Here is a 25,244-nt window from a genome sequence, read left to right on the forward strand (position 1 = left end):
CAGGCCAGCAGGGGCGGCAGCAGGGCCCGGCGCAGGTGCCCCAGCGCCCGTTCGGTGGCCGACCCCGGCACAACGGGCACCCCAGGCACCACGGGCGTCTCCGGCGCCACCGCCGCTCTCCCGGGGGCTCCGCCCAGCTCCGCCTCCACCAGCCCCAGGGCGCAGGCCTCCAGCAGGGCCACCCCGTCGCCGGCATGGCGCAGCCGGGGGCCGCTCCCCCGGAGGGCGGTGAGGCGGCAGCGGTCGGCAGCGGAGAGGGGCGCCTCCTCCGGATCGGACCAGGGGTCCAGATCCAGGCCCAGATCGAGGGCCAGGGCCTGGGTGAGACCCGGCACCCCCGCCTGGGGCGCCCGCGCCAGGCACAGCAGCAGTTCCGCCAGCCTGGCCGGCGCCGGCAGGGTGCCGAAGGTGTGCAGGCCGAGGCGGATCTGGGCCTCCTTGAGCTCGCAGAGGTAGCCGTCAGCCGCCTCCAGCTGGCCGTCCAGATCCGGTTGGGCCGTGGCGGGCAGCTGCAGCTCCAGCAGCCGCTGGCCCAGGCGCTCCCGCAGCAGCGGCGCCCGGGCGCTGCCCAGCTGGCGCGCCTCCCAGTACTCATCCAGCAGGGCTTCGAGGCCCTGCAGATCGCCGTGCAGCCCGGCCCGACCCAGGGGCGGGGTCAGGTGGTCGAGGATCACGGCCTGGGCACGGCGCTTGGCCTGGCTGCCCTCGCCCGGGTCGTTGACGATGAACGGATAGAGGTGCGGCAGGGGGCCGAGGGCCCACTCGGGGAAGCAGTCCTGGGACAGCCCCAGCCCCTTGCCGGGCAGCCATTCCAGGTTGCCGTGCTTGCCCACGTGCACCACCGCCTGGGCGCCGAAGCCCTGGCGCAGCCAGAGGTACTGGGCCAGGTAGGCGTGGGTGGGGGGCAGATCAGGGCTGTGGTAGCTGAGGCTGGGATCCCGGTCGTAGCCGCGCTCGGGCTGGATCAGCAGCAGCACCCGGCCGAACCGCAGCCCGCGCACCGGGAAGGCCGGGCCCATGACCCCGTCGGCCAGCACCGCCGGCTCCAGGCCCGCGTCGGCCTCGGGCGGCCCCCAGACCGCCTCCAGCCGCTGGCGGCCCTCCGGCGGCAGGGTGGCATACCAGGCCTGGTAGGTGGCGAGGGGCAGGTGGTCCAGGGGGGGACGGTGGCCGCTCTCCGGATCGTTGCTGCGGCCCTCCAGCAGCCGGTGGATGAGGACATCGCCGTCGTTCGGCAGATCCACGGCCGCCCCCAGGTCGTAGCCGGCCTCCGCCAGCCAGCCCAGCATCAGGGCGGCGCTGGCCGGGGTGTCGAGACCGACGCCGTTGGCCAGGCGACTGTTGCGGTTGGGGTAGTTGGCCAGCACCAGGGCCACGCGGCGCCCGGCGGCCGGGGTGCGGCGCAGGTCGATCCAGGCGGCGGTGAGGCGGGCGATCCAGTCGAGGCGCTCCCGGTCGGGCACGTAGCGGTGCAGGGCCGTGGCCAGGCTGTCGCTGGTGGCGCTCCATTCCTTGAAGGCCCCCACCCGGGTGGTGAGGCGCCCGTCCAGCTCCGGCAGGGCCACCTGGAGGCTGAGGTCCAGGGGGGCCAGGCCGATGCTGCTGGAGCGCCAGGCGTCGCGGCTGCGGCCGCTGCAGAGCACCTGCAGCACCGGCACCCCCAGCCGTTCCCACAGGGGCGCCCCCAGCCCCGCCTCCTCGAACGACACCGAGGCGAAACCCGTGCCGCAGAGCACCGCCTCCGCCCCCTCCCGGGCCAGCAGATCGCCCACCCCCCGCTGCACGGCCCCATCCCGCAGGCTGCTCACCCACAGGGCCCGCGGCGCCAGCCCCCGGGCGCGCAGGGCCTCCAGCAGCGCCTCCATCAGGGCCAGATCCCCCGCCTGCCAGAGGGCCCGGTAGAGGATCACCCCCACCCGGGAGCCGGGCTCGTCACGCCAGTCGTGGGGGAGGGGATCGGCGGCCGGGACGGGCCATGGGGGCTCGGGTGATTCGCCGGCCAGCAGGCCGGCCAAGGTCCGCAGCAGCAGGCGCAGGTTGGCCGCCCCCCCCTCCCGCAGGCAGGCCGCACAGGCCGACGCCAGCGGACCGTCGAGGTTGCCGAGGCAGGCCAGGGCCCGCTCCTCCTCGGCGGTGCCGGCCAGCACCAGCAGCTGGCGCTCCTGTGCGGCGGCGGCCCACTGCCGCAGGCACTCCAGCCCGTAGCTCCAGTGGCCCCTTCCCCCCAGCAGCCGCACCACCACCAGCCGGGTGCTGGCCAGGCTGGTGGCCACGTAGTGATCGATCACCGCCGGGTGCTGCAGGGCCGAGAGGTTCAGGGCCCGCAGCTCCCCGGGCAGCAGCTCCGGTTCGGCCGCGAGCAGCTGAGCCACCGCCAGCAGATCCGTGTCGGCGCTGCTGAGCAGCACCACCGGCGCCGCTGGCTGCTCCACGAAGAGGCCGCCGTCGTCCTCCGTCCTGTCCCCGGCGATGGACGCGAGTCGATGCATGGCCCCATCCTGCCGAACGCGATGAGAAGATCGCATCGTCGCCACCGCCTTCCATGCACCAGTTCCTGCCCTATGCCTGGTTCGGCGGACAATGCGTCCCCTTCGCCGAGGCCACCCTCTCGGTGGCCACCCATGCGCTGCATTACGGCACGGGCGCCTTCGGCGGCATGCGGGCCCTCCCCAACCCCGCCGACAACAACGAGATCCTGCTGTTCCGCGCCGATCGCCATGCCCGCCGCCTCAGCCAGAGCGCCCGGCTGCTGCTGACGGAACTGCCGGAGGAGACGATCCACAACGCCATCCACGCCTTTCTGCAGGCCAACCGGCCCACCTGCCCGATCTACCTGCGGCCTTTCGTGTACACCAGCGACCTGGGCATCGCCCCGCGGCTGCACAACATCCAGACGGACTTCCTCATCTACGGCATCGAGATGGGCGACTATCTCTCCCCCGAGGGGGTGAGCTGCCGGATCAGCAGCTGGTGCCGCCAGGAGGACCGCTCCCTGCCCCTGAGGGGCAAGATCAGCGGCGCCTACATCACCAGCTCCCTGGCCAAGACGGAGGCCGTCAAGAGCGGCTTCGACGAGGCCCTGCTGCTCAACAGCCGCGGCAAGGTGAGCGAGGCCAGCGGCATGAACCTGTTCATCGTCCGGGACGGCGTGCTGATCACCCCGGGCGTCGATCAGGACATCCTCGAGGGCATCACCCGGGCCAGCATCATGGAGCTGGCCCGCTCGATGGACATCCCCGTGCTCGAGCGGGCCGTCGACAAGACCGAACTGATGATCGCCGACGAGGTGTTCCTCAGCGGCACCGCCGCCCGGGTCACCCCGGTGCGCCGGATCGAGTCCACCGACCTCTCCAGCCACCGCCCGGTGATGGAGCGTCTGCGCGACCGCCTGACAGCGATCACGGAGGGCCGTGATCCCTCCTATGACCACTGGGTCACCCGCATCCGCATCGACGCCTGATGGTCGTCACCGCCGCCATCCACCACCCCACCGACCGCATCGGCTTTCTCGACTGGCTGCACGGTCCCACCCGGCCGGTGCTCGTCTTCGACGGCGCCACGGGCACGTCTCTGCAGGAGATGAACCTGACGGCAGCCGATTTCGGTGGCGCGGCCCTGGAGGGCTGCAACGAGAACCTGGTCTTCACCCGGCCCGATGCGGTCCAGGCGGTGCATCGCCAGTTCCTGGAGGTGGGTTGCGACGTGATCGAAACCGACACCTTCGGGGCCGCCTCGATCGTGCTGGCCGAGTACGGACTGGAGGACCAGGCCTTCGCCATCAACCGCCGGGCCGCCGAACTGGCCCGCGAGATGGCCGCCGCCTACAGCACGCCGGAGAAGCCCCGGTTCGTGGCCGGCTCGATGGGACCCACCACCAAACTGCCCACCCTCGGCCACATCGACTTCGACACGATGAAGGCCTCGTTCCGCGAGCAGGCCGCCGGCCTGATCGCCGGTGACGTCGACCTGTTCATCGTCGAGACCTGCCAGGACGTGCTGCAGATCAAGGCGGCCCTGCAGGGCATCGAGGAGGCCTTCAGCGCCGCCGGGGAGCGGCGGCCCCTGATGGTCTCGGTGACCATGGAGACCACCGGCACCATGTTGGTGGGTTCCGACATCGCCGCCGTCGTGGCGATCCTGGAGCCGTTCCCGATCGATGTGCTCGGCCTCAACTGCGCCACCGGCCCGGAGCAGATGAAGGAGCACATCCGCTACCTCAGCCAGCACAGTCCGTTTGTGGTGAGCTGCATCCCCAACGCGGGGCTGCCGGAGAACGTCGGCGGCGTGGCCCACTACCGGCTCACCCCCACCGAGATGCGGATGCAGCTGATGCATTTCGTCGAGGATCTGGGGGTGCAGGTGATCGGTGGCTGCTGCGGCACCACCCCGGCACACATCGGCGCCCTGGCGGATCTCGCCGCCGGTCTGAAGCCGGCACCCCGCGAGGTGCGGCTGCCCCGGCAGCGTCTGCAGAGGCCGCCGCTCCACTACGAGCCGGCGGTGGCCTCGATCTATGGCGTCACCCCCTACTTCCAGGACAACTCCTTCCTGATCATCGGCGAGCGGCTCAATGCCAGCGGCTCGAAGAAGGTGCGCGAACTGCTCAACGCCGAGGACTGGGACGGCCTGGTGGCGGTGGCCCGGGGCCAGGTGAAGGAGAACGCCCACGTGCTCGATGTGAACGTCGACTACGTGGGGCGCGACGGGGTGAAGGACATGCACGATCTGGTGAGCCGCCTGGTCACCAACGTCAACCTGCCGCTGATGCTCGATTCCACCGAGTGGCAGAAGATGGAGGCCGGCCTCAAGGTGGCCGGCGGCAAGTGCATCCTCAACTCCACCAACTACGAGGACGGCAACGAGCGCTTCTTCAAGGTGCTCGAACTGGCCCGGGACTATGGCGCCGGCGTGGTGGTAGGCACGATCGACGAGGAGGGCATGGCCCGCACCGCCGAGCGCAAGTTCGCCATCGCCCAGCGGGCCTACCGGGATGCCCTGGAATTCGGCCTGCCGGCCCATGAGATCTTCTACGACCCCCTCGCCCTGCCCATCTCCACCGGCATCGAGGAGGACCGGGCCAACGCGGCCGCCACGATCGAGGCGATCCGCCGGATCCGCCGGGACCTTCCCGGCGTCCATGTGGTGCTGGGGGTCAGCAACGTCAGTTTCGGGCTGTCACCGGCCGCCCGCATCGTGCTCAATTCGGTGTTCCTGCACGATTGCTGCGCCGCGGGCATGGATGCGGCAATCGTCAGCCCGGCCAAGATCCTCCCCCTGGCGAAGATCAGCGAGGAACATCAGCAGATCTGCCGCGATCTGATCCACGACCGGCGTCGTTTCGAGGACGGCATCTGCGTCCACGACCCCCTCACCCTGCTGACCAGCGAATTCGAGGGGGTGAGCGCCAAGGAGGCCCGGGCCTCCGGGCCATCGCTGGCCAACCTGCCCCTGGAGGAGCGGCTCAAGCAGCACATCATCGACGGCGAACGCATCGGCCTGGAGCCCGCCCTGCAGGAGGCCCTGGCGGAACATCCGCCCCTGAAGATCATCAACACCTTCCTGCTCGATGGCATGAAGGTGGTGGGCGAACTGTTCGGCTCCGGGCAGATGCAATTGCCCTTCGTGCTGCAGAGCGCCGAAACCATGAAGGCGGCCGTGGCCTTCCTCGAACCGCACATGGAACGGCAGGAGGGCGAATCCAGCAGCAAGGGCAAGTTTCTGATCGCCACCGTCAAGGGGGACGTTCACGACATCGGCAAGAACCTGGTGGACATCATCCTCACCAACAATGGCTATGAGGTGGTGAATCTGGGCATCAAGCAGAGCGTCGACGCGATCGTCGAGGCCCAGCGGCAGCACGGCGCCGACTGCATCGCCATGAGCGGCCTGCTGGTGAAGTCCACCGCCTTCATGAAGGACAATCTCGAAACCTTCAACGAGGTCGGCATCTCCGTTCCCGTCATCCTCGGCGGAGCGGCGCTGACACCGCGGTTCGTCAACGGCGACTGCCGAGCGGCCTACCGGGGCCAGGTGATCTACGGCCGGGACGCCTTCGCCGATCTGCGCTTCATGGACGCCCTGATGGAGGCCAAGGCGGCCGGCCGCTGGGACGACCACCAGGGTTTCCTCGACGGCGCTCCCGAGGGCCTGGGGCTGGCTGAGCCCGCCTCCGGGGCAGCGGCCGCCGATGCAGTCGAGGCGTCCGTGGAGCCTGGAGCGGCTCCGGCGCCGGCCGAGCCCGGGACGGATGAGGCGGAGCCAGCTGGGACAGGGGCGGCCCCCAGCGACGAACGCTCCGCGGCGGTGCCGGCCGAACCGGCCCTCGCGCCCCCCTTCTGGGGCACCCGGGTGCTCACCGAGGCCGGGATCGACCTCGACGAGGTGTTCGCCTACCTGGATCGCAACGCCCTCTTCGCCGGCCAGTGGCAGCTGCGCAAGACCCAGCAGCAGAGCCGACAGGACTACGAGGCGATGCTCGCCGAGAAGGCGGAACCGGTGCTGCAGGAGTGGCTCGGCCGCTGCCGCCAGGAGGGCCTGCTCACCCCCCGGGTGGCCTACGGCTACTTCCCCTGCGGCCGCACCGGCAATGAGCTGGTGGTGTTCGATCCTTCTGCGATGGCTGACGGAGATCCGGCCACCGGCGGCGGCGGCGAGCTGGGGCGCTTTGCCCTGCCGCGCCAGCGCAGCGGCAACCGCTACTGCATCGCCGACTTCTACCGCGACCTGGAGACGGCTCCCGACGGCAGCCAGCGGCCGGCGGACGTGCTGCCGATGCAGGCCGTCACCATGGGCGAAGGGGCCACCAGCTTCGCCCAGGAGCTCTTCCGGGCCGATCGCTACAGCGACTACCTCTATTTCCACGGCCTGGCGGTCCAGATGGCGGAGGCCCTGGCCGAATGGACCCATGCCCGCATCCGCCGGGAGATGGGATTCGCCGCCGACGAGCCCACGGCCCTGCGGGACGTGCTGGCCCAGCGCTACCGGGGCAGCCGCTACTCCTTCGGCTATCCCGCCTGCCCGAACGTGGCCGACTCCCGTCAGCAGCTCGCCTGGCTGGGCACCGACCGCATCGGCCTGACGATGGACGAAAGCGACCAGCTGGAGCCGGAGCAGAGCACCACCGCCCTGGTGGCCCTGCACAGCCAGGCCCGGTACTTCAGCGCCTGAGGCCCTTCTCAGGCTCCTCCTGGGGACCGGCCATGGCAGGCTTTGCTGACCCTTCGCATCCCTGGCCATGGCCATCGCAGGACCCGGCGGCGTTGATGACGCCATCGCGGCGGGAGTGGATCTGGACGGCTCCCCGATCCCGGCCGCCATGCTCGCCCTCTACGGCGAAGTCATGGAACTGGAGAGCCGCCGGGCCCGCAGCGGCGTAAAGAAGTCGATGCGCAACCGCATCGTCCGCACCGGCGCCAAACACATGGATCGGCTCACCCTCGATCAGCGGCTGCGGGAAGCGGGCTGGGAGGGCCTCAAGGACAAGGAGATCGCCTTCTTCTACGGCTGAGGGCCGCCGGGGGGGGGAAGCGGCCAAGGCCCATGCGAAGGCGGAGCTCAGCTGCAGAGCTCCTCCAGGCTGTCGATCACGTCCTGCTGGAAGGTGTCGAGGGCGTCGGAGTCGCTCAGGTCGATGCCTTCCCCCGCGGCGTTCTGGGTGAGCTCCTGGAAATGGAAGGCACCCTCGCCATGGGCCAGAAACTCCATGGCGGAGGGCTCACCGCTTTCCTTGTAGGCGTCGCAGAGGGCCAGGAAGGCCGCATCCTCGGTGAAATCCCAGCTCATGAAGGGGGTCGTGCTGAAAGACCTTTAACCCCTCTCCCCCGGAATTCGTCAACCTCCTGGGGGCAATTTGTGCCAGTCCTCCGTCAGACTCTCCCCGTTCCTGCACCGCTCCGGCCTTGGTCGCCTCCGCCCCGCAGCCCCCTGCCGAAAGCCGCAACGTGCTGGGAGAACCGCTGCAGGAGTGTGGCTGTGCGCCCCTCACCGGATGGTTCAGGGACGGCTACTGCCATGCCGACCCCGGTGATCTCGGCCGGCACACGGTCTGCTGCGTGGTGAACGAGTCGTTTCTCACCTACAGCCGCGCCCAGGGCAACGACCTGTCGACGCCGATGCCGGCCTACAACTTCCCCGGCCTCCGCCCCGGGGATCACTGGTGCGTCTGCGCCGCCCGCTGGCTGGAGGCTTACGAAGACGGCATGGCCCCGCCCGTGCGGCTGGAGAGCTCCGCCCTCTCCACCCTGGAGGTGATCCCCCTGGACGTCCTGCGGAGCCACGCCGCCTGAGCGACACCCGCCAGCCGCTGCCTCACCAGGGCACCGGCTGGCCGTCCCAGGCGAGGAAGGCGCCGCTGCCGGCGGGCGTCTGGCCCTCCAGCACATCAAGCAGGTGGCCGGCGGCCCGCTCCGGGCTGAACAGGGCCGTGGGCGGCACGGAGCGGCCGAAGGGGGCCGAGAGCGGGGTGGCGGTGGTGCCGGGATGGAGCAGGGTCACGCAGGCCTGGGGGAGCCGGCGCTGCCATTCGATCGCCAGGGTGCGCAACAGCTGGTTCTGGGCCGCCTTGGCGGCCCGGTAGGCGTACCAGCCGCCGAGGCGGTTGTCGCCGATGCTGCCCACCCGGGCCGACAGGCTGGCGAAGTGCACCGGCCGGTCGCGCGGCAGGGCGGCTTCGACCGCCTGGGCGAGCAGCAGGGGCCCGAAGGCGTTGACGGCGAAACTGCGCTCCAGGGCCTGGCGGTTCACCTGGGAGAGGCGCTTCTCCGGTTGCAGGGGGCCGTCGTGCAGCAGCCCGGCGGTGTTGATCACGACCCGGAGGGGGGCGAGCGCGTCGGCGGCAGAGGCGGCCAGCGCGGCCAGGCTGGCGTCATCGGCCAGATCGAGTCGGATGTCCGCGTCGCGGCGGCCGGCGCTGCGGATCCGCAGTCCCGGCGCCCGCCGGGCCAGCTCGGCCGCCAGCGCCCGGCCGATGCCCCCCGGACCCACGATCAGGGCCTGGCCCTCCCAGTCGTGCCAGCAGGGGTGGGTGGCGGTCGTCATGGCGGGCAGGGGGATGGCGCATGATGGCAGGGCCATCCGGGGATCCGCCCCGCGCGTCGGTCCATGAGTCTGCGCATCACCGTGCTGGGTCGGGGTGCCTGGGGCGGCACGTTGCTGCGGCTCTGGGAGCGCCAGGGGCATGAGCTCCGCAGCTGGTCGCGGCGGGATGGGGGAGACCCGGCGGCCCTGCTGCAGGACTGCGATCTGGTGGTGGTGGCCGTGTCGATGGTGGGGGTCACCCCCCTGGGCCTGGGCCTGCGGGGGCACTGGCCGCAGGGCCTGCCGCTGCTGAGCTGCAGCAAGGGCATCGACCTCGACAGCCTCTGCACCGCCAGCCAGCTCTGGCGCCGCCACCTGCCGGCGCTGCCGCTGGCGGTGCTGAGCGGCCCGAATCTGGCCGAGGAGCTCGAGCGGGGCCTGCCCGCCGCGAGCGTGCTCAGCAGCGACGACCCGGCACTGGCCCGCCGGCTGCAGGAGCAGTTGCGGACCCCGCACCTGCGGCTGTACACGAACGCCGATCCGATCGGCACCGAGGCGGCGGGGGCCCTCAAGAACGTGATCGCCCTGGCCGCCGGCATCAGTGACGGCCTGGGCCTGGGGGCGAACGCCAAGGCCTCCCTGCTCTGCCGGGGTCTGGCGGAGATCGCCGTCGTGCTCCAGGCCCTCGGCGGCCAGCCCACCACGCTCTACGGCCTGGCCGGCCTGGGGGACCTGCTGGCCACGGCCAACAGCAGCCTCAGCCGCAATTACCGCTTCGGCAGCCTGCTGGCCGAGGGCTGCGATGAAGCCACCGCCCTGGCCAGGATCGGCGCCACCGTGGAGGGGCCCCGCACCGCCCGGGCCACCCTCGCCCTGGCGGTGCGGGAGGGCTGGCAACTGCCCATCTGCGGGCAGGTGGTGCGCCTGCTGGCGGGCGAGCTGGAGGCCCGCCAGGCCGTGCAGGAGCTGATGCAGCGCGACCTGCGGGCCGAAGCGGCCGCCTGAACGACAGGGCTGGGGCGCTGTGCAATGGGGCGACCGTCCTGCGCGGGGCGGCGACGGAGACGGATTCTCCGGCATGATCCATGGACCCCTTTGTGGATCTCCGCCGTGAGCCGGCACGTCACGGCCGCCATCGCCGCTTTCCGCGCCACCGGCCGGCGACTCCTGCAGGGGTGTCGCCGCCACCCGATCCTGCTCACCGCCCCCCTGGCCATCGTGGCGGTGGGGGCCGGTTTCGCTGCCCAGGAACTGATCCCGGCGGGGGCCTCCCGCTCCGATCCCGACCTCCTGGAGGCCCTGATCGCCCAGCCCCGGGAGGTCTCCCAGGCGGACACCGGGGCCAGCGGTGCTCCGGACGGTGATCTGCTGGCGGCGGCGTCCCTGCAGGCCCAGCGCACCAGCCTGAGCGATCCCGACCCGGCCCTGGTGGAGCCGGAGGCCGGCGCGGAGGTCCCCCTCGAAATCCGGGTGGCCCTGCTGGGCGCCTCCCCCTCCCCCCGGCTCGGTGCCACCGGCTACTGGCGGCTGGTCGACCGGGACGGGCGCCCCGTCCAGGAGGGAGGTGCCGCTGACGCCCCCGACCTGGCGGCGGCCATGGCCGGGCGGGCCGAGGTCTGGTTGGAGACAGGGTCCGACCACGTCCTGCAGGTGGACGGGCGTCCCTACGAAGGCCGCCTGAGGGTGCTGCGCGGATCCCAGGGCCTCCAGCTGGTGAACCACGTTTCCCTGGAGCGCTACATCAGCTCGGTGGTGGGCGCCGAAATGCCCAGCAGCTGGAACATGGAGGCCCTCAAGGCCCAGGCCGTGGCGGCCCGGTCCTACGCCATGGCCCACATGGCCCGTCCGGCCAGTGCCCACTGGCACCTGGGCGACACCACCCGCTGGCAGGCCTACCGGGGCCTGGGCAGCGTCACCGCCCGCACCCGCCAGGCCACCGCCAGCACCTCCGGGGTGATCCTCAGCTACCAGGGGGGCATCGTCGAAAGCCTCTACGCGGCCACCAACCGCATCACCCAGGAGGCCCACGGTCACCTGGGGGCCAGCATGAGCCAGCACGGTGCCCAGGATCTGGCGGAGCAGGGACTCCGGTACAACGAGATCCTCGGGCGCTACTACCGGGGCGCCTCCCTGGCCCGACTGCAGGCCGGTGCGAGCTGAGCGCCATTGGCAGCGGGCCCTTGAGGTGACGGAACGGGCCCGGCGCCAGGGGGCTCTGGTGCCCCTCGATACGCGCCTCCTACCGGTCCCCGGCATCGAGCCCTTCGTCGTCCGCGAGCTGCTCTCCTCCACGCCCCGGCACCTGCGCCAGGGGGGGCCCCGGCCCAATCCCTTCCTGCCCTGGGACCGGCCCCTGCAGGTGGAGCTGCTCGAGCCTGCCCACGTGCTGCTGTTGAACAAGTACCCGGTGCAGGAGGCGCACCTGCTGGTGATCACCCGGGACTGGCGCCCCCAGGCCGGCTGGATCGAGGCCTGCGACTGGCAGGCGGTGGCGGAGGTGGGCCGGGACACCGGCGGGCTGTGGTTCTTCAACAGCGGCGCCCGCTCCGGCGCCAGCCAGCCCCATCGCCATCTGCAGCTGCTGCCACGCCGCCCCGGTGAGCCCAGCTGCCCCCTGGCGCCGCTGTTCCTGGAGCAGCTCGAGACGGGGACGCCCGCCTGGTGCTGGGCCTACCGCCTCAGCCGGCGCAGCGATCCCCTGGGCGGGTCCGATCTGGCGGATCTGTACCACGCCCATGCCAGGGATCTGGAGCTGGGGGAGCCGGGCCGCGACAGCGAGCCCCTGCACCCCTACAACCTGCTGTTCGACGACGACTGGTTCCTGACCGTGCGCCGGATACGGGAGCACGGGGCCGGCTTCAGCGTCAATGCCCTGGGCTTCGCCGGCTTCCTGCTGATAACCGAAGGCTCCGACAGGGGCTGGCTGGAACGGCACGGTCCCTGGGCCCTGCTGGAGGACGTGGCCGCCCCGCGGTCCTGAAGCCGACGGCAAACTTCCGTGGTTTCACGGTTGTGCGTTTCGTGCCCCCTGGCCCTCTCTGGAAAAGGAGCGCACCGCCAGCCGTCATCGGCGCCACGGCACGCCCCGCTTGTCCCGACATCGCCGACGTCCAGGCCCCACGACCATGGCCCCTTCCCCCTCCTGCCGCCAGACCCTTCCCGCCGCCGCCGCCCGCCGCAACCGGCGGGTGGAGCAGTACCGGGCCGTGGTCCGCCCCCTGGCGCTGCACTACGCCCGGTGCAGCCGGGAATCCTTCGAAGACCTGCTCCAGGTGGGGCTGCTGGGGCTGATCCGGGCCGCCGAACTGTTCAACGATGACCGCCGCACCCCGTTCGAGGCCTTCGCCAGGCCCCACATCCGGGGGGCCATCCTCCACTACCTGCGGGATGCGGCCCCGATGGTGCGACTGCCGCGGCGCCAGGCGGAACTGCAGGAACGGTTCAACCGACTCAGCCGCCACCCCATCCTGCTGGCGGATCCCGGCGGGGGGATCACCCTGCTCAGCGGCACCCTGGGCGTCACCCCGGCGGAGTGGCAACGGCTGGAGCTGCAGCGGCTGCTGGCCAGGCCCGCCAACCTGGATGATCCCTGCCTGGTGGAGGCCGTGGCCTCCCAGACGGCCGGCGAGCCCTGCCGCCAGGAGGAACCGGGACCGTCGGCGGCGATGCTGCTGGGGCTTCTCGATGCCCGCACCCAGCTGGTGGTGCGCCAGGTGGTTCTGGCGGGCTGGAGCTACCGCCGCCTCGGGCGCCAGATGGACGTCAGCCCGATGACGGTGAAACGCCTGCTGCACAAAGGGCTGGAGCAGCTGCGGCGGGAGCTGGACGCCCGCGGACTCACCCCTGGTGATCGGCCTGATCGCGGTGCATCTGCTGCTCCAGGGTGCTGATGGCGGCGTTCATCGCGGCCAGCTGGCGCTCGATGCCATCGCGCCAGAAGCTCAGCAGGCGCAGCTTGCGTTCCTGATACCGCCGCAGGGCGCTGGCTCCGGACTCCGACCCGGAGCAGTACCCGAAGGGAGGAATCATGACAAAATCTGCAGAGTGGGTCCGTTCTAGCGAGCCCGTCGTTCCATCCGGGGCTGCCCAGGTCCTCGCACCCCCCATCGGTTGGGACGGTCGCATCCCGCCTTACCGTCCTCTGGCAACCCACACCACCAGCCTGTCGCAATTTGAGATCAGTTTCCCCCATTGGTCCCATCGGTGTCTGGCTGACGCTGGGTCTGGGCCTCGTGCTGGCGCAGCCCGCCCACGCCTACGTGGCCCTGATGGCGGGTCAGAAGGCCCGACCGCTGAACGGCACCTTCAACAACGTGCCGGTGCTGCACTCCAACCAGCCCGAGGAGGTCGAGGGGCCGGGGATCCTGATCAACACCGCGCCCGGCTATGCCTACGCCGCCGAGACCGGGCAACCCCTGCGCAATGCCGAATACACCTTCAACGGGGAATTCGGCATGCACCTGCACCACAAGTACTTCCCCCCCAACCGCCGCTCGATCGCCCCTGGCACGCGACGGGCGGAACTGACCCTGGCGGCCATCCTGATCAATCCGGGCCAGCGTCCTGTCCACATCCGCTTCTCCAAGGGGGCGGTGCGGAACAGCTTCGAGGCCCCTTACCTCGCCAACAATCTGATGGGGGTCAAGCCCCTGGGTCCCCGTCCCTGGAACACCGGCCCCGGTGATGCCACCGCCGTCCAGATGCTGCGCGGTCGGCTGGACAGCCGTCTGACCGATGAGATCACGATTCCGGCCCGCAGCCGCATCGTGCTGTTCCAGACCGATCTCCCCGCCCTCGGCATCGCCAACGCCCTGCTGCGCGGCCGCAGCGACGGCCCCTTCCAGATCGCCGTGGTGGCCGCCAAGACTCCCGATTCCGACAGGGACGTGCTGGCAGTGCTGGATGAGGGCCGCCTGGCCCCCGGCCGGGTGTATCTCAGTCGGATCAACGACATCCACAACCGGCGGATCTTCTCCCGCGTGGGCGGCGTGGCCCTCGGCGATGCCTACCAGGCCTCGATCACCCACGACCTCGACGTCAAGGGGCCGCTGCACGTGCCCTTCACCAGCACCGACCGGCACCATTTCGGCACCCGCGACGTGCAGGTCAACGCCCTGGCCAGCCGCATGGTCGATTCGTCCCTCGACAACGTCGGCACCTATGGGGTTCGCTTCGACGTCGACCTGAATCTCAAGGGCAACGGCCCCTATGAGCTGGTGATGAGCCACCCCACCCTCATCGGCGGCCAGCCGTTCACGGCCTTCCGCGGTTCAATCCAGATCCAGACCCCCGCCGGCATGCGGGAGGTGCATGTGGGTCTGCGCTCCGGGCAGAGCCTCTCCCTGGGCCAGATCGACCTGACCCCCGGGGTCGTCAACCCCGTACGGGTCAGCCTCGTCTACCCGGCCGATGCCACCCCCGGCCACCTGCTGAGCGTGGTGAGCGCCAGCCAGCTGGCCATGGTCCAGGAGCGGGAGCGGCAGCTGGAGCTGGCCCGGGCCGGGGCCACCGTCCGCCCGGCCCCGCCGCCGGTCGCCCCTCCGGCGGTCACCATCGTGCCGCCCGCCGCCACGATCGCCCCGGCACCCACCGGTGGCACCGGACCCCTGGTGCCGCCGTCCCAGATCCTCCGCCCGGCACCGGCCCCGGGCTGGCTGACCCCGCCGCCGCCGCTGCCCTCCTCCAACCGCGGCGTGCTGGCCCCGTCCCCGATGATCACGCCGATGCGCAGCCGCTCGGGCACCGCCGCCGGCGGCGGGACGCTGGTGGATCGCTACCGCGAGGCCGTGGAGGCCCAGCAGCAGTTCCTGCGGGACCAGCGGGGACCCTGACCAGCCGTCCGATGCCCGCGATCCCAGCACCGATGGAGGGCTGCCGTGGCTGAGAAGTCGAATGACGGGCGCCAACGGATCAGCCTCGACCTCACCCGGGAGCTGGTGGCCCACCTGGACCATCTGCGGCGGGAGTGGGGCATCCGCAGCCGGGGCGATGTGCTCGAACGGCTGCTGGATGACCTGTTCGGCTCCGACGACGACGGGGATGGCGAGGGCGAGGGGGATCGTGAGGGTGATGGCGGAGGGGGCCATGGCCTGGCGCTGGAGGGCCGGTCGCGCCCGCACCACGACGAGGAGCGGCAGGACCTGGAGGAACAGGGGGCCCTGGTGCTGGTGGGACGGGGGGCGATGGACACCCTGCAGGCGGAATTCCAGTGGGAGGCTCCGCAGGAGCAGGCCCCGCGCCCCCAGCCATCGGGTGGGGGGATCGATCTGCCCGGCTTCGTGCGGCGCCGCTCCGATGTGCTCAAGCGCAGTCTGCGGCCGACGGTGTCGCAGGCTGCCGCGCCCCTGCCCCTGACCCCCCTGCCGCCCCTCGGCAGCGAGGTGGTGCAGCAGGCGATGGAGGAGGCCGGCAACCACTGGCGCACGCTCTATGGATCGCCGGCCGGGGCGGCGGTGCTGGAGGCGGCCATGCTCTGGCTGGGCCAGGAGATCTGGCCCCAGTCCGACCAGAGCGAGGGCCGCAGCTTCACCTGGTCGGCGGCCTGCCAGGTGATGCAGCAGTTCGTTCCCGGCTGGAGCGATGGACCGCCGACGTTCGAGCGGGTGATGGTGACCGCCGGCGTGCTGGAGGACCCGTTCAGTGGATCGACCCTGAGCCTGCGTATTCCCACCCTGATCCGCCGCTTCGTGCACCGTTTCCGCCGCCGTCGCCGGGGCACCTCCTTCCAGACCCTGGAGCACACCATGACCCTGCACGGGGCCCTGCGGCTGCTGCAGTTGCCGACCGATCCCGGCCAGCGCCTGACCCTGGCCCAGATCCGCGAGGCGTACCGGGAGATGGCCCAGAGCCACCATCCCGATGCCGGCGGCTCGGTGGAGGCGATGCGGCGCCTCAACGAGGCCTACCAGCTGCTCAAGGAGCTCTACCGGCAGGGGGCCGCGAACGAGCGCTGACCCGCCGAGGCGAACGGCCGGACCCCTAGCCAGTGGACCGGCAGTCCCATCTGGGACCCCTTTCTGGTCTAGCCATGCGACACAGAGGCGACGGGCGGACTGATGGGTTTGGCTGCCGGGCACGCCCCAGTCCCAGACGGCGCCGATGAGACTATTTGCTGGTCCCACAGCTGGACCCGGATGGGTACGGCGATACCACTTTTTTCGTCGATTTGAGCTGTCACCACCAATGGGGACGTCCCCATCGACGCCATGGGCGCTCGACGCCCATCTGGCAGCGAAGCCGGGGGATGTCCAGGGGTTGCGAGTGGAGGACCGTCGTTCTGTCCATGGATTGGACAGAAGCTGATAAGGCAGATCCCAGCTGGCTTTCAAATCTCTGCGTATCTGTCTTTGACACAGATACGCAGACTGAATCAAGGCCCGAGGCCGTCGCTCGCCTCAGAAGCTGCTCAAACCCCAGGGGGAGAGCCATCCCCAAGGGGTCATCCATCCGCATGCAGGACCCTGCACCCCGAACCATGCACCCTGTGCACCAAGAGTCTCGGGCGAGAGTTGCTCCTGGACCCGACACGAGACCCGGCTGGGACGACTGCGGAACTGTCGTCGGACCTGCCTCCCGCGCGCTGGGGCGGACTCCCTTTCGAGCAGGTCGTCGCCCAGCCGCGATGGAATGCCGTCGGCACCTGCACCGCGAATGGCCCAGCCATCAAGGAACCGGCGCCAGCGCCGTTCCTGGCGTCGCAACTGGCTGGTTCGGGCCTCGGCTCTGGACTAGTACTGGGTCTTATCTGAGAGCCATGGCGTGGCTCCGCCGGCCCACAGACGTCCTTGATGCGTCTTAGGCGGACCATCGGCTCCATCGCGGGCGTCCCCACAAAAAACCCCGTCACGTCGGTGACGGGGTGGGAGGCTGATGCTGCTTGAGCATCTCAAACTGGATCCATCGTCAGACCAGCGCCTGGACCCGAATGAGACTGACGGACCGATTCAGGTGGAGGTCTGCAGCCCCTGGATCAGGTAGTCGAAGTAGGGACCGGCGAGGGCGGCTTCGTCGCCACCGAGCAACACCAGGGCCGCCTCCTTGAGGGTGCGCATGGCCTCGACCATCCCGGGCAGGGGCACACCCAGGCTGTTGTACATCTCGCGGGCACCCACCACGCCGATCTGCTGGATCAGCTCGGTGCTGCCGGCCAGGATTCCGTAGGTGACCAGCCGCAGATACCAGCTGTAGTCCCGCAGGCACTGGGCCCGTTGTTTCTGGCCAAAGGCATTGCCACCGGGGGCCACGTACTCCGGCTTGCGCAGGAACAGCTGCTTGGAGGCTTCGGCGATGATCTTCTTCTCGTTGTCGGTCAGCACCCTGACGACACTCAGCCGGCGGGCTCCGCCGCTGAGGAATTCCACCATCGTGCGCAACTCGCCGCCGGTGGGATAGCGGAGCTGATCATCGGCCTGGAGGATCAGATCGCGAACGACGCTCATAGCAGCGACCACAGTCCGGCGAATCCTATCGAGCCCGAAGCCTCCGCCAGGGCTCCGGGCGCAAGGTGTAACGCCCCTTTGCACGACCCCCGATAGGGTCGCAGCAGTGCGGCGGACGACCGATGGCCTCGGTGGGCGACAGGCTCGAGCTGGAGATCACCGACCTGGGCCATGACGGGCAGGGGGTGGGGCGCCACGACGGGCAGGTGGTGTTCGTCAGCGGCGCCCTGCCCGGGGACACCGTGCAGGTGCGGCTGCAGGCGGTGGCGCGGCGCCATCTGGTGGGCCAGCTGCTGCGGGTGCTGACGCCCTCTCCGGACCGGCGCCGGCCCCCCTGCATCCTGGCCGACAACTGCGGTGGCTGCAGCCTCCAGCCGCTGACGGACGGGGCCCAGGCGGCCTGGAAGCAGCGCACCCTGGAGCAGACCCTGCAGCGCATCGGCGGCCTGAGCGCCCCGGTGCGGCCGCTGCTGGTGGCCGCTCCGACCCTGGGCTACCGCAACCGCGCCCTGATTCCGCTGGAGCGCCGGGCCGATGGCCGGCTGCGGGCCGGCTACTACCGCCGCGGCTCGCACCAGATCGTCAACATGGCCCGCTGCCCGGTGCTCGATCCGCGCATCGACGCCCTGATCGCCCCCCTGAAAGCCGACATCGAAGCCAGTGACTGGCCGATCGACCGCCACGGCAACGACCCCCAGGCCGTGGAGGGTCCCGGCCTGCGGCACCTGGGCCTGCGGGTGGGGGCAGCCACCGGTGAGCTGCTCATCACCCTGATCAGCAGCCATGACGACCTGCCAGGCCTCGAAGCCCTGGCCGACGCCTGGTGCGAACGCTGGCCCGAGCTGGTGGGGGTCTGCCTGAACCTCCAGCCCAGGCCCACCAATCGGCTGATGGGCGACGAGACCCGGGTGATCCGCGGCCGGGAATGGGTCCAGGAACGCTTCGCCGGCCTGCGCTTCCGCATCGCCGCCGACACCTTCTTCCAGGTCAACACCCACCAGGCCGAACGGCTGGTTCCCCATCTGATCGAAGCCCTCGGCCCGGCTCCCGCCGGCGGTTCCCTGCTTGATGCCTACTGCGGCATCGGCACCTACAGCCTGCCCCTGGCCGCCGCCGGCTGGCAGGTCAGTGGCCTGGAGCTGCACCCGGGCGCCGTGGCCATGGCCCAGGTGAATGCCGGCGCCAACGGGCTGGAGGATCGGGCCAGCTTCGAGCAGGCCGATGTGCCCCAGGTCCTGGAGGAGCGCCTCCAGGACCAGCAGGCCCTGGTGCTGGATCCCCCCCGCAAGGGTCTGAACCCGATCGCCATCGCCGCGATCCTGGCGGCGCAACCGGAGCGGATCGCCTACGTGAGCTGCGATCCGGCGGCCCTGGCCCGCGACCTGGCCCAGCTCTGCGGCTCTGGGGTCTACCGGCTGAACTGGGTGCAGCCCGTGGACTTCTTCCCCAACACCAGCCACGTGGAAGCCCTGGCGGCCCTGGAGCGTCTCTAGCGGCGCTGTTCGGCGCCGAAGCGGCGTTCGAGGGCGTCGCGCACCCGCCCGTGGGCCGCCTCCACCTCCTCGTCGGTGAGGGTGCGGGCGCTGTCGCGGTAGCGGAGGCGGAAGGCCTGGCTGCAGCGGCCGGCCTCCACCTGGGCCCCTTCGTAGCGGTCGATCAGCTCCGCCTGCTCCAGCAACGGCTTGCCCGCCTTGCGGATCGCCGCCAGCAGGTCCGCCGCCGTGGTGTCGGTGGGCACCACCAGGGCCAGATCGCGCTCCGAGGCCGGCACCGTGGGGTAGGGGCGGAAGCTGGGCTGCCAGCGGTTGCGGCGGGTGCCGGCGCTGAGCAGGGGTTCCAGCTCCAGCTGGAACACGTAGGTGGCGGCCGGCAGGTCGAGGAGCTCGGCCTCGGCCGGGTGGAGCTGGCCGAACCAGCCGGCGGGCCTGCCCTCCACCAGCAGCTGGGCGGCGCGGCCGGGGTGCAGCAGGGGGCCATCCGTCAGGGGGCGGTCCTCCAGGGGCAGGCGCAGGGGTTCCAGACCGGCCTGGAGCACGCCGCGGGCCTGGAAGTAGTCCGGGGGGGCGGGCTTGCCGGAGCTGCGCCAGCGTTCGGCGCGCCGCTCCCCGGCGATCACCCCCACCAGCAGGGTGCGTTCCCCATGGCGCTCCTCGCCGCTGGCCCCACCACCCGGGAACACCCGGCCGATCTCGAAGCCCCAGAAGCCCCCGAGGGAGGCCTGCAGGTTGCGGCGGGCGGCCTGGAGCAGCTCCTGGTGCAGATTGTCGCGCAGGTGGCCGTAGTCGGCCAGGAGCGGATTGGCCAGGGGCAGCCGGCCCGGGGCCGCCGCCACCAGCGACAGGGAGACGATCTCCTGCAGGCCGGCGGCGCAGAGGCTGCGGCGCAGGCGTCGCTCCAGCTGCTGGGCCGGCTCGAGGCCGCCGGGGATCAGGGGGTCGGGCAGGTGGGCGGCGAAGTGGTCGTAGCCCACCAGCCGGGCCACCTCCTCGATCAGGTCCACCTCCCGTTTGAGGTCCATGGCCCGCTCGGGCGGCACCCGCACCTGCCAGCCGTCTTCGTCCTCCTCAAGGACGCAGCCGAGGGCTTCGAGGGTGGCGGTGATGCGTTCGTCGTCCAGATCCTGGGGCTCGCCCTCCACCAGCACCGGCCCCAGCAGGTTGTGGAGGGCGTCGCGGCGCAGGGGCAGGGCCGGCTGGGGGGACGGGGGCCGCTGGTGCAGCCAGCGCCCCTCCACCCGGGCTCCGGCCAGCTCCTGCAGCAGGGCCACGGCCCGGTCGGCGGCGGCCAGGGTGATCTCCCGCGGCACCCCTTTCTCGAAGCGGCTGCTGGCCTCGGTGCGCAGGCCGACGCTGCGGGCGGAGCGGCGCACCGCCTGGGGGGCGAACACCGCCGCCTCCAGCCAGATGGCGGTGGTGGCTTCGCTGACGGCCTCTTCGAGGCCCCCCATGACCCCGGCCAGGGCGATGGGCTTGTCAGCGCAGGTGACCACCAGGGCCTCCTCGCTCAGGGTGCGCTCCTGGCCGTCGAGGGCGACGAAGGCCTCAGCGCTGCGGCCCTGACGCAGGCCGATGCTGGCCGGCGCGGGCACGTCGCCCGTGAGGGCCCCCAGGCGGTCGCGGTCGAAGGCATGCAGGGGCTGGCCCGTTTCCAGCATCACCAGGTTGGTGATGTCGACGACGTTGTTGATGGGGCGCACACCGGCCCGCTCCAGCCGCTGGCGCAGCCAGTCGGGGGAGGGGCCCACCGTCAGCCCGCTGAGGGCCGTGAGGCTGAACAGCCCCCCCGCCTCCATCGCCTCCAGGGCCGCAGGGACAGCCGCCAGGGGCTCGGCCGCCACGGCTGGAGCCGCCGCGGGGAAGGTGGTGCTGCCGCCGCTGAGGGCCGCCACCTCGCGGGCGATGCCCCGCATCGACAGGCCATCGGGGCGGTTGGCGGTGATCGCCAGCTCCAGCACCTGGTCATCCAGGCCCAGCAGGGGGCCCACCGCCGTGCCAAGGGGGGGCAGGGTGTCCAGGATCCGGTCGAGCTCGGCGATGCCATCGCTGCCGTCGTCGAGACCCAGCTCCCGCAGGGAGCAGATCATGCCGCTGCTGGCCACCCCCCGCAGTTCGGCGGGCTTGATGGTGAGCCCCACCGCCGGCAGGGTGCTGCCCACCAGGGCCACGGGCACGTGCAGACCCTGGCGCACATTCGGCGCACCGCAGACGATCTGCAGGGGCTCGCCATCCCCCACATCCACCCGGCAGACGCTGAGTTTGTCGGCGTTGGGGTGGGGATCACGCTGCAGCACATGGCCCACCACCACACCGGCCGCCCGGGCCGCCAGATCTTCGATGGCCTCCACCTCGAAGCCGGCCATCGAGAGGCGCTCCGCCAGATGCCCCGGCTCGAGAGCGGCCGGTTCCACGCTGACCAGCTCCCGGAGCCATTGGAGCGAAACCAGCATCGGAGGGGTGCACAGCAGCCGCCCACATTAGGAAGCGATCAGGGCCCTCCCCATCGGGAGGTAAGGTGCAGGATCGTCTCTCTGCAACGCATCCGCGGCGCAACGTCCTTCCATGGCCAAGAACAAGGGCGTCCGGCTGGTGATCACCCTCGAGTGCACCGAATGCCGGTCCAACCCCGCCAAGCGGTCCCCTGGCGTGTCCCGTTACACGACCCAGAAGAACCGCCGCAACACCACCGAACGGATTGAACTCAAGAAGTTCTGCCCCCACTGCAACGCCTCCACCATCCACAAGGAGATCAAGTGAGGCCGGATTCCCTGCGGAATCCCAGCTTCTGATCGTCCCGCGGCCTCTGCAGCGGCAGTTCCCTCCTTTCGTTCCTTTCCTCCGTTCCCATGTCCAGTTCCTTCTTCAAGAAGCGCCTCTCGCCGATCAAGCCCGGTGATCCGATCGACTACAAGGACGTCGATCTGCTCAAGAAGTTCATCACCGAGCGCGGCAAGATCCTGCCCCGTCGCCTCACCGGCCTGACGGCCAAGCAGCAGCGCGACCTCACCAATGCCGTCAAGCGGGCCCGGATCGTGGCCCTGCTGCCCTTCGTGAACCCCGAAGGCTGAGTTGCCTTCCGCCTCGCGTCGGTTCACGGCGGGTGACCTGGTCGGCCTCCACGACGACAGCCGCAGCCTGCTGGCGGTCGTTGTGGCCGAGAAAGGCACACGCCTCGATCTCAAGGTGGGTTTCGAGGCCAAGGCCGTCCAGCGCGGGGTGCGGCAGCTCGATCTGCTGGCCGCTCTTCCTGGCGATCAATCACCACCCTCACGCCTGTCCCAGCCCCCCTGGGGGCTGAGCGCGGAGACGTTGCAGCAGGCCGCCCCCCGCCCCCGGGAGCTGGGGGCCGCCTGGCTGTTGCTGCAGGACGACCCGTTGTCCCTGGAGCTGGGGGACTTCGTCGATCTGATCGGCGACGGCGGCGACCCGGTCCAGCGGGCCGCCTGCTGGCTGTGGCTGCAAGGTCCCCAGACCCTGTTCCGCTGGCGCCAGCAGCAGGTGGAGGCCCGGCCGCTGGTGGATGTGCGGCGACTGCGGCGGGACGCCCGCCGCCAGCACCTGGCCGAACAGCGGCGCCGCCAGTGGCAGGACGCCCTGCGCCAGCGCCGCCCGATCGATCCCCAGCAGCTCGATGCCGAGCAGCGCCAGCACCTGGCCCTGCTGCGGGAGTGGGCCAGCGGCGACACCAGCCGTCCCCTGCCGGACGACCTGCACCGCGCCCTGCAGGCGGCCCACTGCGCCATGGAGTCGGCGCCGATCCGGCACCTGCTGGTGGACCTGGGCCAGTGGGAGCGGCACCACCTCCCCTCCCTGGAGAACACCACCTGGCAGGCGGGCTTCTCCGATGAGCTGGAGGAGGAGGCCCGCCGCCTGGTGGCCCTGGCTGGCACCGACCTGCCCGGAGACGAGCGCCGCCGCGACCTCACCGGCCTGCACACCGTCACCATCGACGATGCGGACACCCGCGACATCGACGACGGCCTCTCGCTGGAGCCCGGTCCCGACGGCACACCACGGCTGTGGATCCACATCGCCGACCCGGGCCGGCTGGTGACGCCGGACAGCCCCCTCGACATCGAAGCCCGGCGCCGGGCCAGCAGCCTCTACCTGGCCCGGGGGCCGCTGCCGATGTTCCCCGAGGTGCTCAGCACCGGCCCGATGAGCCTGCGCATGGGCCAGCGCAGCGCGGCCCTGAGCCTGTGGGTGGAGCTGGACGAGGACGGCGCCGTGGCCGCCCATGGGCTGGAGTCCAGCTGGGTGCGACCCGCCTATCGGCTGAGTTACGGCGATGCCGATGAACTGATCGAGCTGGCCCCGCCCCAGGAGCGCTACCTCGAAGCGATCCACGCCCTGATGGAGCGGCGGCGGCGCTGGCGCCTGGCCCGGGGGGCCCTCGATCTGGACCAGCCCGAGGGCCGGATCCGCTGCGACGCCGAGGGGGCCCAGCTGGAGATCACCGAACCCTCGCCCTCGCGCACCCTGGTGGCCGAGGCGATGATCCTGGCCGGGGCCGTGATCGCTCATCACGGGCAGGAGCAGGGCCTGGCCCTGCCCTACCGCAGCCAGCTGGCGGCCGAGCTGCCCCCTGAGGCGGAACTGGCGAGCCTGCCGGCCGGACCGGTGCGCCATGCGGCCATCAAGCGCTGCCTCAGCCGTGGCCACCTGGGCACCACGCCCGCCCCCCACTTCTCCCTGGGCCTGCCCTGCTACGTGCAGGCCACCTCCCCGATCCGGCGTTACAACGACCTGCTGGTGCAGCGCCAGCTGCTGGCCCACCGGCAGGGGCTGCCGGTGCTGGAGGAGGCGGAGCTGGCGGCGCTGCTGAGCGAGCTGGAGGGGGCCCTCCGCCAAGGGCTGCAGATCGCCCGGGAGGACCAGCGCCACTGGCAGCAGGTGTGGTTCGAGGCCCAGGAGCAGCACCAGTGGCCGGGGCTGTTCCTGCGCTGGCTGCGCCCCCAGGACCGGCTCGGCCTGGTGCACCTGCCGGATCTGGCCATGGATCTGGCCGCCGAGTGCCATGGCGATCCCGGCCCCGGCGACGCCCTGCTAATGCGGCTGCAGCAGGTGGATTCCCTGCGGGACCTGCTGCGCTTCACGGCCGCGGGCTGACCCTGGCGGCCTCAGGGACTGAGGTTGTACTTGCCCATCGCCTGCTGCTTGCAGATGGTCTCGGCCTGGGGAATCGTCGCCCGGGCGTTCACCTGCTGGGCCACGCAGGTGCAGGTGTCCTTGGCCAGGCCCGCCGGCACCGGCTTGCCCGCCTTGGCGAAGTCGGCGTTCACCGCCAGGGTGCAGTAGTGGATGATCAGCTGGTCGCGCATGTTGTTGAGGCCCTGGGCCCGGCCTGGCAGCGCGGCCAGCAGCAGGGCGGAGCCCACCAAGGGGAGCAGCACGGGCAGGGAGCGGAGAGCGGATCCTGGGTTGGCGGACACGATGGGGCAACGGCGCTGATCCCGCCCATCCTGGCCGACCTCAGGCCGGCTGGCCCGTCCGTCGCAGGCGCCGCCGCCGCCAGAGCAGCAGCAGCACCACCCCCACGCAGGCCAGGCCCACCGCCGCCGGGAACAGGGCCGTGGTGAGTGTCAGCCGCTCCAGGGAGAGGAGCACCAGCAGGTTGCGCAGCACGAACAGGGCAAAAAAGCCGATCCGCTCCTGGTGGGGGTGGCCGTAGGCCCGCCGCAGGGTGGGGCCGAAACCCAGCAGGTCCACCAGAGTGAGCACCACCACCGCCCCGAGCGGATCGGCGGTGAGGAACCAGAAGGGAAGGGCCGAGGCGGCGCCGGCCAGAAACAGCCAGTCGCTGGTGGTGATGGCCCGGTCGGCGCCATGGGTATGGGCCAGCCAGGCGATGGAGAAGGTGATCAGGGCCGACACCCCGGTGGGCCAGGCCCCGACCCCGCCGCCGCCGGCCCACGTGGCCAGGAACACCAGCAGGGTGGTGACCCCCCAGATCAGCCAGGAGAACACATGGGGGCGGGTGCGGCCGGCCCGGATGGAGCGGATGTAGGGGAGGAAGGCGGCGAAGGTGAGGGCGATGGCGGCGCCGCTGAGCAGCAGCTTCACGGCACCAGCCGCGACACCCGCAGCCAGGGGCCCCAGGGGTTGGCGCAGCCGATCAGGGCCGCCGGGGTGGGACGTTCGAGGCCCAGCAGCCATTGCTGCAAGGCCGGCTCCAGGGTGATCAGCGGCCAGGATCCCGCCTCGCCGTGGAGCACGTAGCCGCCCTCCCCATCGGGCACCAGCTCGCCCCGCCAGAGGCGCTCGCCGGGCTCCGGCGGCGGTGCCCAGCCCGCCG

General features: G+C 71.3%; 22 protein-coding genes and 1 pseudogene. 14 read left to right on the plus strand and 9 right to left on the minus strand.

The window, feature by feature from the left end; all coding sequences use genetic code 11:
• The coding region (gene cobN, locus KBY81_RS12065) for a cobaltochelatase subunit CobN (RefSeq protein WP_254976606.1) at nucleotides 1-2,489 on the minus strand (2,489 nt) is incomplete at its 3' end.
• Between the two features lie 53 nt (nucleotides 2,490-2,542).
• Here cobN and KBY81_RS12070 point away from each other — a divergent pair.
• From KBY81_RS12070 to KBY81_RS12080, 3 genes are all read left to right on the plus strand, one after another.
• Nucleotides 2,543-3,460 carry a branched-chain amino acid transaminase gene (locus KBY81_RS12070; RefSeq protein WP_094584571.1) on the plus strand — a complete coding sequence of 306 codons (918 nt, stop codon included), beginning with the start codon at nucleotides 2,543-2,545 and terminating at the stop codon, nucleotides 3,458-3,460.
• Nucleotides 3,460-7,167 carry a methionine synthase gene (gene metH / locus KBY81_RS12075; RefSeq protein ID WP_254976607.1) on the plus strand — a complete coding sequence of 1,236 codons (3,708 nt, stop codon included), beginning with the start codon at nucleotides 3,460-3,462 and terminating at the stop codon, nucleotides 7,165-7,167. The genes KBY81_RS12070 and metH overlap by 1 nt, the downstream gene beginning before the upstream one ends.
• Before the next feature lie 67 nt (nucleotides 7,168-7,234).
• Nucleotides 7,235-7,507 carry a DUF4090 family protein gene (locus KBY81_RS12080; protein ID WP_106220001.1) on the plus strand — a complete coding sequence of 91 codons (273 nt, stop codon included), beginning with the start codon at nucleotides 7,235-7,237 and terminating at the stop codon, nucleotides 7,505-7,507.
• A gap of 47 nt (nucleotides 7,508-7,554) precedes the next feature.
• Here the strand turns inward: KBY81_RS12080 and KBY81_RS12085 are convergent, their stop codons facing one another.
• Complete coding sequence (locus KBY81_RS12085) at nucleotides 7,555-7,782, minus strand: hypothetical protein (protein ID WP_106220000.1); 228 nt, start codon at nucleotides 7,780-7,782, stop codon at nucleotides 7,555-7,557.
• A 116-nt stretch (nucleotides 7,783-7,898) separates the two neighbouring features.
• Here KBY81_RS12085 and KBY81_RS12090 point away from each other — a divergent pair, with 116 nt between their 5' ends.
• On the plus strand, nucleotides 7,899-8,285 hold the full coding sequence (locus tag KBY81_RS12090) for a DUF2237 family protein (RefSeq protein WP_106219999.1): 387 nt from the start codon (nucleotides 7,899-7,901) through the stop codon (nucleotides 8,283-8,285).
• Nucleotides 8,286-8,307: 22 nt separating this feature from the next.
• Here the strand turns inward: KBY81_RS12090 and KBY81_RS12095 are convergent, their stop codons facing one another.
• Nucleotides 8,308-9,072: an SDR family NAD(P)-dependent oxidoreductase gene (locus KBY81_RS12095; RefSeq protein ID WP_254976608.1), complete on the minus strand. Its 765-nt coding sequence runs from the start codon at nucleotides 9,070-9,072 to the stop codon at nucleotides 8,308-8,310.
• 27 nt (nucleotides 9,073-9,099) lie between these two features.
• Between KBY81_RS12095 and KBY81_RS12100 the strand changes: the two genes are divergently transcribed.
• The 4 genes from KBY81_RS12100 (at nucleotide 9,100) to KBY81_RS12115 (ending at nucleotide 12,905) form a co-directional block, all read left to right on the plus strand.
• Nucleotides 9,100-10,020: an NAD(P)H-dependent glycerol-3-phosphate dehydrogenase gene (locus KBY81_RS12100; RefSeq protein WP_106219997.1), complete on the plus strand. Its 921-nt coding sequence runs from the start codon at nucleotides 9,100-9,102 to the stop codon at nucleotides 10,018-10,020.
• Between the two features lie 105 nt (nucleotides 10,021-10,125).
• The gene (locus KBY81_RS12105) at nucleotides 10,126-11,175 is read left to right on the plus strand and encodes a SpoIID/LytB domain-containing protein (RefSeq protein ID WP_219903918.1); all 1,050 of its coding nucleotides are present in this window, start codon (nucleotides 10,126-10,128) and stop codon (nucleotides 11,173-11,175) included.
• On the plus strand, nucleotides 11,165-11,995 hold the full coding sequence (locus KBY81_RS12110; RefSeq protein ID WP_254976609.1) for a DUF4922 domain-containing protein: 831 nt from the start codon (nucleotides 11,165-11,167) through the stop codon (nucleotides 11,993-11,995). Before KBY81_RS12105 ends, KBY81_RS12110 begins: the two co-directional genes overlap by 11 nt.
• 145 nt (nucleotides 11,996-12,140) lie before the next feature.
• A complete protein-coding gene (locus tag KBY81_RS12115) occupies nucleotides 12,141-12,905 on the plus strand; it encodes a sigma-70 family RNA polymerase sigma factor (protein ID WP_254976610.1) in 765 nt (254 codons plus the stop codon).
• On the opposite strand, the gene KBY81_RS12120 is transcribed toward KBY81_RS12115, so the two are convergent.
• Nucleotides 12,853-13,044, minus strand: a complete 192-nt coding sequence (locus tag KBY81_RS12120; protein ID WP_106219994.1) for a sigma factor SigF — start codon at nucleotides 13,042-13,044, stop codon at nucleotides 12,853-12,855. The genes KBY81_RS12115 and KBY81_RS12120 overlap by 53 nt on opposite strands.
• 143 nt (nucleotides 13,045-13,187) lie before the next feature.
• Here KBY81_RS12120 and KBY81_RS12125 point away from each other — a divergent pair, with 143 nt between their 5' ends.
• Both KBY81_RS12125 and KBY81_RS12130 read left to right on the plus strand, forming a co-directional pair.
• The gene (locus tag KBY81_RS12125) at nucleotides 13,188-14,846 is read left to right on the plus strand and encodes a DUF3370 family protein (RefSeq protein WP_396103681.1); all 1,659 of its coding nucleotides are present in this window, start codon (nucleotides 13,188-13,190) and stop codon (nucleotides 14,844-14,846) included.
• A gap of 45 nt (nucleotides 14,847-14,891) precedes the next feature.
• On the plus strand, nucleotides 14,892-15,968 hold the full coding sequence (locus KBY81_RS12130) for a J domain-containing protein (RefSeq protein ID WP_254976611.1): 1,077 nt from the start codon (nucleotides 14,892-14,894) through the stop codon (nucleotides 15,966-15,968).
• 990 nt (nucleotides 15,969-16,958) lie between these two features.
• On the opposite strand, the gene KBY81_RS12135 is transcribed toward KBY81_RS12130, so the two are convergent.
• Complete coding sequence (locus KBY81_RS12135) at nucleotides 16,959-17,453, minus strand: allophycocyanin subunit alpha-B (protein WP_106219991.1); 495 nt, start codon at nucleotides 17,451-17,453, stop codon at nucleotides 16,959-16,961.
• Nucleotides 17,454-17,575: 122 nt separating this feature from the next.
• Between KBY81_RS12135 and rlmD the strand changes: the two genes are divergently transcribed.
• On the plus strand, nucleotides 17,576-18,946 hold the full coding sequence (rlmD, locus tag KBY81_RS12140; protein WP_254976612.1) for a 23S rRNA (uracil(1939)-C(5))-methyltransferase RlmD: 1,371 nt from the start codon (nucleotides 17,576-17,578) through the stop codon (nucleotides 18,944-18,946).
• Here the strand turns inward: rlmD and pheT are convergent.
• Nucleotides 18,943-21,399 (minus strand): phenylalanine--tRNA ligase subunit beta, encoded by a 2,457-nt coding sequence (gene pheT / locus KBY81_RS12145; protein WP_254976613.1) that lies wholly within the window; start codon nucleotides 21,397-21,399, stop codon nucleotides 18,943-18,945. The genes rlmD and pheT overlap by 4 nt on opposite strands.
• A gap of 112 nt (nucleotides 21,400-21,511) precedes the next feature.
• On the opposite strand from pheT, the gene rpmG reads away from it, so the two are divergent.
• The 3 genes from rpmG (at nucleotide 21,512) to KBY81_RS12160 (ending at nucleotide 24,058) form a co-directional block, all read left to right on the plus strand.
• A complete protein-coding gene (gene rpmG / locus KBY81_RS12150; RefSeq protein WP_254971327.1) occupies nucleotides 21,512-21,706 on the plus strand; it encodes a 50S ribosomal protein L33 in 195 nt (64 codons plus the stop codon).
• 89 nt (nucleotides 21,707-21,795) lie between these two features.
• Nucleotides 21,796-22,017 (plus strand): 30S ribosomal protein S18, encoded by a 222-nt coding sequence (gene rpsR / locus KBY81_RS12155; RefSeq protein ID WP_006041316.1) that lies wholly within the window; start codon nucleotides 21,796-21,798, stop codon nucleotides 22,015-22,017.
• Between the two features lies 1 nt (nucleotide 22,018).
• A complete protein-coding gene (locus KBY81_RS12160) occupies nucleotides 22,019-24,058 on the plus strand; it encodes a ribonuclease catalytic domain-containing protein (protein ID WP_254976614.1) in 2,040 nt (679 codons plus the stop codon).
• Nucleotides 24,059-24,069: 11 nt separating this feature from the next.
• Here the strand turns inward: KBY81_RS12160 and KBY81_RS12165 are convergent, their stop codons facing one another.
• The 3 genes and pseudogenes from KBY81_RS12165 to KBY81_RS12175 form a co-directional block, all read right to left on the minus strand.
• Nucleotides 24,070-24,342: a hypothetical protein gene (locus KBY81_RS12165; protein ID WP_106219987.1), complete on the minus strand. Its 273-nt coding sequence runs from the start codon at nucleotides 24,340-24,342 to the stop codon at nucleotides 24,070-24,072.
• A 79-nt stretch (nucleotides 24,343-24,421) separates the two neighbouring features.
• Nucleotides 24,422-25,012: a hypothetical protein gene (locus KBY81_RS12170; RefSeq protein ID WP_106219986.1), complete on the minus strand. Its 591-nt coding sequence runs from the start codon at nucleotides 25,010-25,012 to the stop codon at nucleotides 24,422-24,424.
• Nucleotides 25,009-25,244: pseudogene (locus KBY81_RS12175) on the minus strand (hypothetical protein); the annotation flags it as partial. The gene KBY81_RS12170 and the pseudogene KBY81_RS12175, both read right to left, overlap by 4 nt.

This window comes from Cyanobium sp. Lug-B (assembly GCF_024345635.1).
Lineage (GTDB): Bacteria > Cyanobacteriota > Cyanobacteriia > PCC-6307 > Cyanobiaceae > Cyanobium > Cyanobium minutissimum.